Below are 13,100 nucleotides of genomic sequence, written 5' to 3' on the forward strand. Positions count from 1 at the left end.
TAAAGAAACAAATGATTATAGATTTTAATAAAAGCGACGGCTTAGTTCCTGTAGTGGTACAAGATGAGCAAACATTAGAAGTGCTGATGTTGGGTTACATGAATGCCGAAGCATTTGAGAAAACACAAGCTGAAGGTAAAATAACATTCTTTTCTCGTTCTAAAAGCCGCTTGTGGACCAAGGGTGAAGAAAGTGGCAATTTTCTTTTTGTAAAATCTATTCATATCGATTGCGATAATGATACAGTATTGATCAAAGCCAATCCGGTTGGTCCAACTTGCCACACGGGTAGTAGAAGTTGTTTTAAAACTGACTATAATCAGAACTTCATTTTTGAGTTAGAAAATATCATTAATGATCGATATGAAAACCCTGTTGAAGGCTCATACATCAATAAAATGCGCAGCAAAGGCTTAAACAAAATAGCGCAAAAGGTTGGCGAGGAAGGTGTAGAAACTGTTATCGCGGCATTGGCAGAAACTGAAGAGGATTTAATTGGCGAAGCAGCTGACTTACTTTTCCATCTGACTTTTTTATTAAAAGAAAAAGGGTTGTCAATTAAGGATATTGCTAAGAAACTAGAAAGTAGACATAAATAGATGTGAGATGTGAGTAGAGCGTATTGAGACAAATCCAATCGCAATTCGCAATACTCATTACGCAATACGAATAAAATGCTCAAACATCTCCATACCTTTCCTGGCCATCAAAACCCCGTTTATGCTTTAGCAAATGCTGATGAGAATGGTATTTTCTATAGTGCAGGAAATGACAAAGGACTTGTAGAATGGTCGCTAGAAAACATGGCCTTCGTAAAGGTAAAAACACCTGTACAAAGTTCGGTTTACAGTTTGCTTAGTTATAACAATTTGCTATTCATTGGAGAGAGAAGTGGGGCATTTAGTGTTTATGATTTGATAAAGCAGGAAATTGTTACAAGAATTGATGCACATCCAAAACCAATTTTTGGTATTCAAGTAGCCAAAAGCAAAAACGAATTATTAACTACAGGTGAAGATGGTTCGGTTGCAGTTTGGTCTCTAAATGATTTTTCAGAAATTTATCGCTTTCAAGTCGCTTATGATACAGTTAGGTGTATTGCTATTTCCCCCGATGAAACTGAAATCGCCTTTGGCTGTAAAGATCACTTAATAAGGATTTACAATTTAGCGGACTACAGTTTAAAACAAGCTTTGGAAGGTCATTCATTACCGGTTACCTCTTTGGCTTATCATCCTAAGGGAAGATATTTGATTTCTGGAAGCAGAGATGCGCAATTGAAAATATGGAATTGCTCCCAAAGGGATACCTACAGCACAAATTGTGAATTGGTACAAACTATTCCAGCGCACATGTTTACGATTTATAACATTGTCTTTCATCCAACACTCCCCTATTTTGCAACGAGCAGTCAGGATAAAAGCATTAAACTTTGGGATGCTGAAAACTTTAAGCTTTACAAAATTTTAAGTTTGGAAAAAGGAGAATTTGGTCATACCCATTCCATCAATAAAATCATTTGGAGCAAAGATGGAAAGTATTTAATTTCTACAGGAGATGACAGAAAAGTGATGGTTTGGGAGATGGAAGGTTAATTTACTATTATACTCGTCATTGCCTGCTGCAGGCAGGCAATGACGAAAATTCTTAATTTATCGCCACTTTTTTCATCCCTTCCCTACCGTAAAAAACTGGAAAATACATCATCTCTGCTTTTGCTGGATTTAACACATAAGAACCAGAATATCTTGGCATTAAATCTATGGTGAAGGTATATTTGCCTTGTTTAAGTTTGGTGCAGAAAATAGACGTTTTGTTTTTGAAATACTCACGATGCGTTTCTTCTCCCCAAAAATTCTGAACTTTATTTTCGTAACTGCAACCTGCCGGAATAGGAATTTCAATCATTACGTAATCGGCATCTGCTTTTACCTCAACTTCTACCTTTAAGGTAGTTATTTCTCCAGCCTTTAAATTGCTTACTGTATTTCCTTTTTGTAAGAGCGAGCTACGAACTACAAAATCCTTTTCTACTTTTTTAGGATTGGCATTTTGAAATTGCTGATATGCCGTAAAATACACTGCAGAATTACCTTTCTTTTCCACTTTTAAATCAGTAGGATTTTCAATTACTTTATCGAATGGAAACTGAGTGATCGATTGTTCGTTAACCTTAATTGATACGGGTTCTTTCTTCTCGTTTGTTTTAAGGAAAGCAGGTAAAATCGTTTCCAAAATCATAGAAGCTTCATAAGTATTTCGCCATTGCCCATCTTTCCGTTGCTCTAAAAAGTAAAGCGCTATTTTTTCCAATTCATTTTCGTATCCGCCAGCATTTTTTAAAATTCGATAAGCCAATAAAGTATTTTGAATGCTATTATCCCAAAAACGAATACTTTTTTCGCCCCAATAAATGCTACCAAACATGGTTTGTTTTTTAAGTTTGGTTAACACACTTAAATCTATCTTCAAACCTGCCATCTGCCTCAATTCCATCATCTCTAGTACCTCAAAAGTAGATGCTTTTGTTTCCCTCTGCTTCATGGCTAAAAGCGCCGGAGATAAATCTGCATCACGCTTTTTTTCTTTCTCCTCAAATGCCAACACCCAATCTTTAATGTAATTTTTTCCATCTAGCAAGTGCAAAAGTTTAATTACCTGGATATCGTTGTAATTAGGTTCATTTGTTAATTTACCAACTAAATATCTCTGTAATAATGCCTTGTTTAAATCGACAATGTAACCATCTTTTTCTGCTTGTAATAACGCCTCAACTACATGCAAGCTAATCCACATTTGTTCTTCGCTATTTTGCCACCAACCCCAAGTTCCCTGCGGTTTTCTATTTTGCTGTAGTTTTTTAAGGATGAAAGTGATGTCTTTTTCGTGTGTGAATTTTTGGCCTAAGTATTTGCGAACCCGTTTTTCTAACAATAACGATTTCAATTTAGAAGCCAATTGCTCATTACACAAAAACTCATAATTGCGCAATTTGGTCATTTCATCCAACAAAGTTGGAAATACCGATGCCTCCGTTCGAAGCGTTATTTTCCCTAAATTTTTATCAAACGCATAATTGATAGTTGTATCTCTGAGCAAAGCTGAAAAATAGCCTTTGGTTTCTTTTACGCCAGCTTCAAATACCGGAATTTTTCGGCGCTCGCCATCAAAGTAGCCGTTCTCCTGCACCAAAGTATATTCAAAATTTAAGCTGTCTTTAGAATTTACAACGATCCCCATAGTATCAATCAGTGAATTTTTAAACTTAACAGTAGAATTTCGAAGTTCCTGTCCATTGTACAAAAATTTACGAATGCCCGTTTCTTCCAGCGGTGTGTAGTTCATCAATTTGCCTAACACATTAATACTATCGCCAACAATGGCAAAAAGTGGCGAAACAAAATTGGCACTTAAAGATATAAATGATTTAATACTTCCTTCTGTATAACCCGTTTGTTTATTGCCATTCATCGCCATTACACGTGTTTTCCATTTGGTAATATCATCTGGAAATTTCACGGTAAACTTGGCTACACCATTTTCATCTGTAATCAATTTAGGCTGCCAAAAACCTTCATCATTAAAATTTGTGCGCATGGTTTGCTGTTGCGCAACCACTTGTCCAGCGAGATTAGTTGCTAAATTTCCTTTTTTACTTTTGACGATAATTACCCCATTTGCCGCTCTAGCTCCATAAATAGCTGTGGCACTTGCATCTTTTAAAATGGTAACATCTTTTACCAAATCTATATCTAAACTGCTGATATCGCCATCAAATGGCAAGCCGTCTACAATAATTAATGGCTTTTGATTGCTAATTACACTACCAGAACCTCTTACCATTACAACTTCTTGAAGTAAAAGACCAGAAGATTTACCTTGCAAGGCATAATTTAGCTCATTAGAACTGATAGACATAGTTGCACTAGCAGTCATATTCTGTTTTCTCACGGCATTATAACCAACTATTTCAACTCCTTTTAAATTGTTATCAATTGTATCGAGCGAAATATCTCCTATTGATCCATTTACTATATCAAACACTTTATCATAATATCTTCTTGCCGATATCTTTAACGCTCCTTTTTCTGGTGTTTTAAAACTAAAATATCCTTTAGCATCGCTGATGGTTTTTACATCTAAACCTACAACCTTTATGACAATACCTGCTACTGGTTTATTATTTACAGATGATAAAATTCTTCCCCTTAAAGTATTCTTTAGCTCATTTTTATCAAAAATATAAGTATTGAAAAATAATCTGATTTCTTCGGTGAGATCAGTGCCTCCCTCTCCACTATAATGTCCTATTTTTGGAGTTGATTTTATGGTGCTGTCTAATTTTTGGCTAAAATCATCAGGGTGTACAATTTTAAAATTGTTCCATTTGTAATAGTTTGCACCATAAGGCTGAATGTTGATATCATCCGTAATAAAATAACTATTGTCTTTTAATAAGAACAGAATTTTGTATCTACCACTTTCTAAAACATCAGTATTGATTTCGCCTTTGTAAATGCGTAAGAAATTGGCCTGATTAGGTTTATAAACAATTACATTTTTGATGTACGGAACATGATTGGTAAGTGCTGTATCAATATCGTACCTCAAATTTCCCGTACCTTTTTGTCCACTTAAACTTGCATTATAGAAAAGTTGTGTCGTTCTACTTCGTAAATCCATAAACTCAAGCCAAATTTTATCGATTTCATTCTTTTTTAAGGCATATTCATAAGCGATATTCGTATTTCCATTACTGGCATAACCAGACAGCTTTGTCTCGAATGCATATTTTTTAGCGTTTGATTTCTGTTTGATCAAGCCCGGCTCAAAAGTGTAGGTATAACTAGCTTCTTTTGTGAAATTTTGATGCCATTTTCCATTGTTAAACTCTAAAACATTTTCTCTTATTGGACCAACCAAAAGTTCTCCTTCAGTTCGGTTATTAGGATTTATGAGTAAACGGGTATCAGATGTTACTGCCGAAATGGTTGTTTTATTTAGGTTAAAGTTATTGGCAACTTTAATCATATAATTATCTAATTCCTGGCTTTCTTGCGCCGTCAGCGTAGTTGGTTTGCTTACCGTTACCAATTTATTAGTGGTATCTGCCAAAATGCTAAAAATTGTTTTTTTACCTGCCGTGATATTGTAATTTTCTACGGTTATCAGCTTATCCGCTGTGCGGATTTTAAAATTGTGATAACCAGGTTTTACTACAAAAGAATAACGCTGTAATTGTTGAGCCTGGTTAAAAAATACAGGTACATTATCGATATAAACAATGTTGGCAGGCAAAATTGCACCATCTAAAACCACAAAAGGAGCAACTTGTGTGGTGGTATCATTAGTAGTTTCAATTACATCATAAATTGGTTTGGGATGCATAAACCTGAAATACTCAATGGTATCTAATCCTAGACTTTTGCTCCATTTTGTCCAGGTAAGCTGATCTAACTTTGAGCTAACGCTACCGCTAGCTTCATCGGCCTCTATTTTAATTTTATTGGTTTTGTGCGCTAAGTATTTTCTACCCAAGTAAGGCAACCTTACATTAGGAACATCAGTAAATTTTGCAGTAAATGCTTGTGCGGTAACATCCGTTTCTGGAACCGGTTTTTGGTTGATATCTGTAACCTGAACCAACATATTTACTTTCTGACCAGGATAAACCATGTCTGGCGAAATCAGTTTCAGGTTCAATTGGTAAGGATTATAAAATGCACTTACCTCTCTGGTCTCTTCATCGCCATCCCAAAAATAATTGATGCGAATATGGCTGGCTTTTTTACTCTCGTTTTTGATCAGTGTATCGAGATTGTTGGTATAACCTCTTAAAAAAACCTTATTATCTGCAAAAATGGTATACCAAAAAGGCACTTTATGTTCATTTATAACTACCACACGCAAACTGTCTTTATTTTGCATGGCGTTAATTTGCAATTCCGGGTTTAATTTAGTGATATCAATCGTGGCTGTATCTTTTGGGGTTTCAATTTCAACATATTCGGCTCGATAATCAATTTTAGCGATATATGGCAACTTAATATCTTGAGAATTGATCACTACATCATCTTCAGTATAACTGATCATTTTAGCCGACTGTGTTTCGCTTTTATTGTTTACCAGATAAGAAATTGACAAACTATCTTTCCTAAATTCAGATTTTATCTCAACAGCTTTAACAGACTTTTCTGCTTTTTTCCAATCGTTATAGGTTAAAGATTTTGATGCCGTCCTCACTTCGTTATTGCTGTTTAAAAACTTAGCATTTAGGTTAAAGCTAAGGCTAGCTTTCGGGAAAATATCAGCAGGTAACACAAGTTTAGTTTCACCAACGGGATCTAAAGTGATGTTCGTTTGCCAAAGCGTATCGGGCACAAAAACCTTTTTATCCGTATAATAATTGATGTGGTTGGTGGTTAAAGTGAGTTCTACCCTGCCATCAGGCACGGCCAATTCATTTTCATCTGTGGCTTTAAAATAAACGGTAATTAAACTGTCTTTTGTTTGTTCATTTCTATCTGTTCGCAGCGAAAAATCAAGCGATTTAAGCTCATAATCTTCGTAACGGAAATTATTGCTAATGCGGAATGCTTTCTTCGGTTTTTTAGATTTTTCTTCCAAACTAATGCCATAATTCCTATCCAATTTCAGGTTCAAACTATCGGCAAGCACGAAGCTGTATTCGTAACCTCCATTTTTGTAAGGATTTATCATGGCTAGTTTCTTTTTTGAATCATCAACTTGCAAAATTACTTCTGCAGCCCTGTTTTTAATGTTTCCGCCTTTCGAATTTATAATAAAAGCTTTAAATTTTACGGTGTCGAGCGGCTTGTATATAGGCTTGCTAAAGACCATATAACCAGCATATAAAGGCTTAACGCCCCGTTTCTTTCTAAAAACAGTCTTAAACGGTTGCCAAAAATATTTTATTGGAAATGAATAGGCTACTTTTTTAAAGAACGGCCAGTCTTCTCTATCGTTATCATAGTAATTTCTATCATCAACATCGTACTCAAAGAAATTACTTACACCTTCATGCACAACCTTTATAATACCTTCTTCCTTCGGTTTACCTTTTTCCTTGCGGTGTGTACTTCTGTATGACTTCGTTCTACTATCATAAACCGCTCGTTTTTTACCATCAATTTCTACAAAAGCATTGGCAATTAGATTTCCTTTTACGTCTGTTATGTAAAACTGAAAATCTTTTTCATTATTAATAAATTGGAGTAAAACATTGTTTTCGCTATTCAAACTTGAATTAATAGCGGCTCCGCTGGCATCTACAAGCAGGTAATTTCCATAAGGTAAATCTGCTTTTTTATAGTCTTTAAAATAATCAGAACTGATTAAGGTATGGTAAAAACTATCGTTTGTTTTTTCCTTACTTAAGATACTAACTACCTCAGCATCATTAATTTTATAAACAAATGTAGCATAGCTGGCTTGCTTGCTTTTGGATAGTTTGTTTTGACTAAAACCCTGAGCAAAGAAAACAAGAAAACTGATGAGCGTAAAAAGTAACTTCATAAAACTGATTTAGAATTGATTTCAAATTCTTTATAAAAAACACGGAATAATAGTGGGATATTTTATTCTTATCAGGGATGATAAGCAAGGGAACCGAATTATTTAACCATTGAACATGCTTTTGAATCGATTTAAGATAGTTGGAGTTTTAATTACTCCGAAACCACCTAGTATAGCATATTTCATTTTCAGAGTTACAGTGATAGTTTCAGTCTTTTTAAGATTTACTTTGAAACTTCGGCTTTCAAATCCTACCGCAGTAAACTCTAACACCAAATTATTTTTGAAGTCATTTTTATCTACTTTCAATTCAAAATTACCTTCTTTATCGACAACCGTAGCAATGCTTGTTCCTTTTACCCTAACATTTCCACCAACAAGAGGCAAATTTTCATCACTATCAATAACTCGTCCTTTTATCGTGATAAGCTCTTTTCCAGATAGCGCTGTTCTTTTTTCTGTTTTGTATCTCTTCTCGTCAGTTTGATATGTAGCATAAGATTTACCAATCGCATTGCCCAGCTTTGGAAAACTTAAAAAAGCAACCATCCATGCTGCAATCAAACTCGGTTTAAATTGCTTGAAAGAAAAGTTTGCTTTCACATCAATCAATCGATTAATTTGCTCAGGATTAAACCTTCCGCAACCTGTATTTTGATTGTTGGTAAACCAAAACTTTAAATCGCTATCAGAAAATTGCGTGAAATCGATAACCGACTTCTGGCATGAACTGCAAAATCGCCCAGACTGATCGGCCTGCATGCTCAACCATTTCTCATTACAAGGATTGTTAATTAAAATTGTAGACGGTGCTGCCATAAATCAGTTTACAGCATGATGCAATTTTATTATTTATTCCACAAACCTTTTAATAATTCGCAACTTATGGCTGTAAACGCCTAATTCTCTATTAAAAATTCCCTGATCATCAATTGGATCAATTTTAACTTTTGCTGATGAGTGGATAATTTCATTCGGACTCAGCATAATACCAACGTGTGTAATTTTACCCTCAGCATTATCAAAGAAAGCTACATCACCAGGTTTAACTTCCGCTAAAAAACCAACCAACTCTCCTTGTTCTGCTTGCTGTGAGGCATCTCGGTTTAACTTAATGTTTAACAGTTTAAATACAGTTTGTACAAATCCAGAACAATCAAAACCGAAAAGGTTACGGCCACCCCATAAATAAGGGATATTCTGAAAAAATTTAGCTGTGGATTCGATTTCAGTTTTAAAATCTCTCTTCGATGTATCATGAGGCTCAAAGTTAACCTTGAATTTTTCCTGGCCAGCAAAACAGTAGCCATCAGCTAAATACGGTATATTACTCGCCGGACTTAAATGATAAACACTACCATTGGCAGCTGTCAAAACATTATTGAAACTTAAAGGAGCCAATAATTCACAGCTATTCATTTCTACAAATTGTGTATGCGAAATTGCAGCCAATTGCCTAAAATCCATCCAGCCTTCGTAGCCATCGTAGCCATTTTTTACTAGCCACCATCTATCGTCTTTTCCAATAACCTCTACGTGATCGCCGAACAACAACTGCGAAACTATTTCTGCTCTATCTGATGGTTCAGCCCTCAAAGGAGCTACTGCAATTCTACAAATACCGTTTTGATTTTCCATTTAATTCTGCTCGTTGAATTGGAAGTAAAACTAACAATTTACAATCAATGCCTAACATTTTGTATTCAAATTTGTTATTTTTACGATGTTCACATTTAAATCTGCTCGTTATGAATTTTAAGAAGATATTAATTGCTGTAGATAATAGCACCTGTTCGGAAAAAGCTGCAAAAGCCGGATATGATATGGCCGAAAAGTTTGGTGCTGAGGTTGCATTGGTAAACATTATTGAGCCGATCCCAGCCAATGTAAACCCCGATCTAACGTTAGCACCTGTTTTTTTAGAAACTTACGATAACAGCGAAGAAAACAGCCATATCTTACTGAAAGAGATGGAAACTAAATTCGGTAATGGGATAAAAACAACTTATTTGAGTGTGGTAGATACGGCCGCTCACGGCATTATTCAACAATCTGATGAGTGGGGATCTGATTTAATTGTGATAGGAACCTACGGCAGAACTGGCTTGTATCATTTTTTAATGGGAAGTGTTGCTGAGCATGTGGCAAGAAAATCTGCTTGTCCGGTATTGATTATTCCTAATAAATGCGACATTTAGGAAGACACCTTATGAAAAAATTCATTTACGCACCGTTATTTTTTCTGTTGCTTACGTTTAATAGTTCGTATGCACAACTAAATGAGGTTGAAAGTTCGATATCGTCAAAAGGACTTTCTAAAATTGATAGTCTTTTCAAACAATATCTTGATAGCGGATGGATTAAAGGCATCACTGCAAACATTGCTGTTGATGGGAAAACAGTGTATAACAAGGCTTATGGAAACCAACTGAATCGTCCGTTTAAAACAGATGATATTTTGAGAATTGCCTCGCAAACCAAGGCCATAACCTGTGTAGCGGTGATGATGCTTTTTGACGAAGGAAAATTTACGCTAGATGATCCCATTTCTAAATTTATTCCTGCTTTTAAAAATCCGAAAGTGCTTGATAAGTACAATAAAAAAAATGGTAGCTATACCACCGTACCAGCTAGACGCGAAATAACCATTCGGGATTTACTTACCCACACTTCAGGTTTAGGATATGCGCAAATAGGATCGCCAGAGATGAACGCCATATATGCTAAAGCTGGTATTGAAGCTGGGTTTGTGATCCATAAAAAACTTTTAGAAACCGAAATTAATAAATTAGGAAAGTTGCCGCTCGCTTTGCAGCCTGGTGAAAAGTGGCAATACAGTCTTGCTATAGATGTTTTAGGGAGATTAGTTGAAGTAACTTCAGGTTTAAGTCTGGATCAATTTTTTAGAGAAAGAATCTTCCGCCCTTTGGAAATGAAAGATACCTACTTTGCGTTGCCCAAAGAGAAACAAGATCGATTAGCAACGGTTTACACCGAAGATGAAACTACAAAAACTGTAAAACCTTGGGTAGATGGTGCGTTTCCAGGTGCAACCGTTAACTATCCAATCAATAATAACGGCTATTTTGCTGGCGGTGCCGGTTTGGTTTCTACTTCAAAAGATTACGGTTTATTTCTCCAAATGCTGTTAAATAATGGTGAATTAAATGGAAAAAGAATATTGTCTAAACGAAGTGTAGATTTGATGACCACAAACCAAATTGGCAATATTCCATTTGGCGATAATTATTTTGGTTTAGGTTTTGAAGTGATATCAGATAAAGGAAGTAAAAAACTCGGCCAAAGCGCCGGTTCATATGGCTGGGGAGGCTTTTTTGGATCCAACTTTTGGGTAGATCCGAAAAAGAAAATTGTTGCTCAAATTTATGTTCAACAATGGCCACTTTCTCACGGCAAGTTGAGCGAGCAATTTAAATCGCTTGTTTATCAGGCTATTCGATAATTATTGGCACAAAAAAATCCCGAATTTCATCGGGATTTATATTATTCTTAAGCCTTAATTTTTTGATGTAATCTGAAATCGTATAGTCACAATCTTAATTCTCCTGGTGTAACCAAGCTTTTTTCGCAAGTAACTCTTCTTCCGTTTCGCGAATATCCTCATCATCTACGCAACAATCTACCGGACAAACCGCAGCACATTGTGGCTCATCATGAAAGCCTTTACACTCCGTACACTTATCAGATACAATGTAATAAACTTCATCAGAAACAGCTTCTTGCGAAGAATCAGCTTCGATTTGTTGATTACCAAAATCGATGATACCATTTAGATTTGTACCATCAGAAAAACGCCATGCAGTACCGGCATCGTAAATTGCGTTATTAGGACATTCTGGTTCACATGCCCCACAATTTATACACTCATCTGTTATTTTAATTGCCATGTTTTCGTCTAATTCTTTTGCTTAGTTTACCTTTGCGATGCAAATATAGTACTTAATCACTTAATAATAATTCTAAATATGTCAGGTTTAACTAAAGAAAAAGTAATAATTGCCTTCAAAAAATTAGGAATAAAGCTTACAAACCCTACTGACATACTAGGAAATGCAATTTATGCTGCAGAAAACAGCAATGCCTGGTTTACCGTAGAAAATATAAAAAAGTCTTTATCCTCATTTGCAGAGATGTTAAACGAAGCTGATGTTGAACAGTGGTTCAAAACAATCAGCTTCAGTTTTTCACCAAAAAAGATTGGTTTAATCCTGGCAGGCAACATTCCTATGGTTGGTTTTCATGATGTTTTGAGTGTAATTGCTTCTGGAAATATTGCCATGATTAAGCTTTCTTCATCTGATGATAAATTAATCAAAGCTGTTATTGCTGAGTTGATAAACATTGAACCGGCATTGGCAAGTAAAATTGAATATGTAGAACGATTAAAAGATTTCGATGCAGTTATCGCTACTGGAAGTAATAATTCATCGCGGTATTTTGATTATTATTTTGGCAAGGTGCCAAACATCATCAGAAAAAACAGAAACAGCGTTGCTGTAATTAATGGCACTGAGACAAAGGAAGATATCGAAAATTTGGGCAATGATATTTTCGACTACTTTGGTTTAGGCTGTAGAAATGTTTCAAAAATATATCTTCCTAAGGGCTACGATATTGCCAAGTTTTATGAAGGCATTGAAAGCTTCCAACCCATTATTAATCATTTTAAATATAATAACAACTACGATTATAATAAATCTATCTATTTGGTAAATGCGGCAAAACATTACGATAATGGATTCCTATTATTAAAACAGGATGAAAGTTTGGCATCGCCTTTGGCTGTTATTTTTTATGAAGAATATGAAAGTATTCAACAACTAGAAGAAAAATTAAGTTTGCAGGCAGATAACATTCAATGTGTTGTTACGAAGGAAAGTTTGACTATTAACACATTCCCATTTGGCGAAAGTCAGCACCCTAAGCTCTGGGATTATGCTGATAATGTAAGTACCGTCGAATTTTTGAATAGCCTTAATTGATTAAGCAAAAAATTATAGAATTTAATTTAGATATTCGCTAAAAGGCTTTTAAGCAATGCGCTATCCGAAACTATTTTTCATTCTTGTGTTTATTTTCGTCAATTGTAAAATATATGCGCAATGCAGTGGAGCCTTGGGAGATCCTATCGTAAATGTTGATTTTGGTTCTGGAGTAAGTACTTTCGGGCCTCCCCTAAATAATGGAATTACGAATTACAATTACATAGCTGGTTCCCCAAACGATGGCTCTTACACTTTAGCAAAAACAATTTCAGGTTTAAATCCAGGTTGGGTGCAGAATATTGTTAATCATACCCCGAATGATCCAAATGGATATATGATGGTGGTTAATGCCTCCAATAGTCCAGGCATTTTTTACCAATAACTGTTACAGGCTTATGTCCGGGCACAACTTATGAATTCTCTGCATGGATAATTAATATTCTTCGAAATACCGGAATAAAGCCTAAAGTTAAATTTACTATAGAAAATAATGGGGTAATAATTGGCACCTTTATTACGCCAGATATACTTGAAGGGAGTGCGACAAATTGGATTAGA

General features: G+C 35.3%; 10 protein-coding genes. 6 read left to right on the forward strand and 4 right to left on the reverse strand.

Annotated elements, in window-relative coordinates; all coding sequences use genetic code 11:
- Positions 1-11 precede the first annotated feature (11 nt).
- On the forward strand, positions 12-599 hold the full coding sequence (hisIE, locus tag OQZ33_RS04685; RefSeq protein WP_265797907.1) for a bifunctional phosphoribosyl-AMP cyclohydrolase/phosphoribosyl-ATP diphosphatase HisIE: 588 nt from the start codon (positions 12-14) through the stop codon (positions 597-599).
- Positions 600-674: 75 nt separating this feature from the next.
- The gene (locus tag OQZ33_RS04690; RefSeq protein WP_265797908.1) at positions 675-1,595 is read left to right on the forward strand and encodes a WD40 repeat domain-containing protein; all 921 of its coding nucleotides are present in this window, start codon (positions 675-677) and stop codon (positions 1,593-1,595) included.
- A gap of 52 nt (positions 1,596-1,647) precedes the next feature.
- Here the strand turns inward: OQZ33_RS04690 and OQZ33_RS04695 are convergent, their stop codons facing one another.
- From OQZ33_RS04695 to OQZ33_RS04705, 3 genes are all read right to left on the reverse strand, one after another.
- Complete coding sequence (locus OQZ33_RS04695; protein ID WP_265797909.1) at positions 1,648-7,536, reverse strand: alpha-2-macroglobulin family protein; 5,889 nt, start codon at positions 7,534-7,536, stop codon at positions 1,648-1,650.
- A gap of 102 nt (positions 7,537-7,638) precedes the next feature.
- Positions 7,639-8,355, reverse strand: a complete 717-nt coding sequence (locus tag OQZ33_RS04700) for a carboxypeptidase-like regulatory domain-containing protein (protein ID WP_265797910.1) — start codon at positions 8,353-8,355, stop codon at positions 7,639-7,641.
- Positions 8,356-8,388: 33 nt separating this feature from the next.
- Positions 8,389-9,174 (reverse strand): C40 family peptidase, encoded by a 786-nt coding sequence (locus tag OQZ33_RS04705; RefSeq protein ID WP_265797911.1) that lies wholly within the window; start codon positions 9,172-9,174, stop codon positions 8,389-8,391.
- Between the two features lie 110 nt (positions 9,175-9,284).
- Between OQZ33_RS04705 and OQZ33_RS04710 the strand changes: the two genes are divergently transcribed.
- Both OQZ33_RS04710 and OQZ33_RS04715 read left to right on the forward strand, forming a co-directional pair.
- Complete coding sequence (locus OQZ33_RS04710; protein WP_265797912.1) at positions 9,285-9,734, forward strand: universal stress protein; 450 nt, start codon at positions 9,285-9,287, stop codon at positions 9,732-9,734.
- Positions 9,735-9,745: 11 nt separating this feature from the next.
- Positions 9,746-10,999: a serine hydrolase domain-containing protein gene (locus tag OQZ33_RS04715; protein WP_265797913.1), complete on the forward strand. Its 1,254-nt coding sequence runs from the start codon at positions 9,746-9,748 to the stop codon at positions 10,997-10,999.
- Positions 11,000-11,093: 94 nt separating this feature from the next.
- Here OQZ33_RS04715 and OQZ33_RS04720 read toward each other — a convergent pair whose 3' ends face one another.
- Positions 11,094-11,444 (reverse strand): 4Fe-4S dicluster domain-containing protein, encoded by a 351-nt coding sequence (locus tag OQZ33_RS04720; RefSeq protein ID WP_056849573.1) that lies wholly within the window; start codon positions 11,442-11,444, stop codon positions 11,094-11,096.
- A gap of 78 nt (positions 11,445-11,522) precedes the next feature.
- Here OQZ33_RS04720 and OQZ33_RS04725 point away from each other — a divergent pair, with 78 nt between their 5' ends.
- Complete coding sequence (locus OQZ33_RS04725; protein ID WP_265797915.1) at positions 11,523-12,539, forward strand: acyl-CoA reductase; 1,017 nt, start codon at positions 11,523-11,525, stop codon at positions 12,537-12,539.
- A 55-nt stretch (positions 12,540-12,594) separates the two neighbouring features.
- A complete protein-coding gene (locus tag OQZ33_RS04730; protein WP_265797916.1) occupies positions 12,595-12,924 on the forward strand; it encodes a hypothetical protein in 330 nt (109 codons plus the stop codon).
- The last annotated feature ends 176 nt before the right edge of the window (positions 12,925-13,100 follow it).

This window comes from Pedobacter sp. MC2016-05, assembly GCF_026239735.1.
Lineage (GTDB): Bacteria > Bacteroidota > Bacteroidia > Sphingobacteriales > Sphingobacteriaceae > Pedobacter.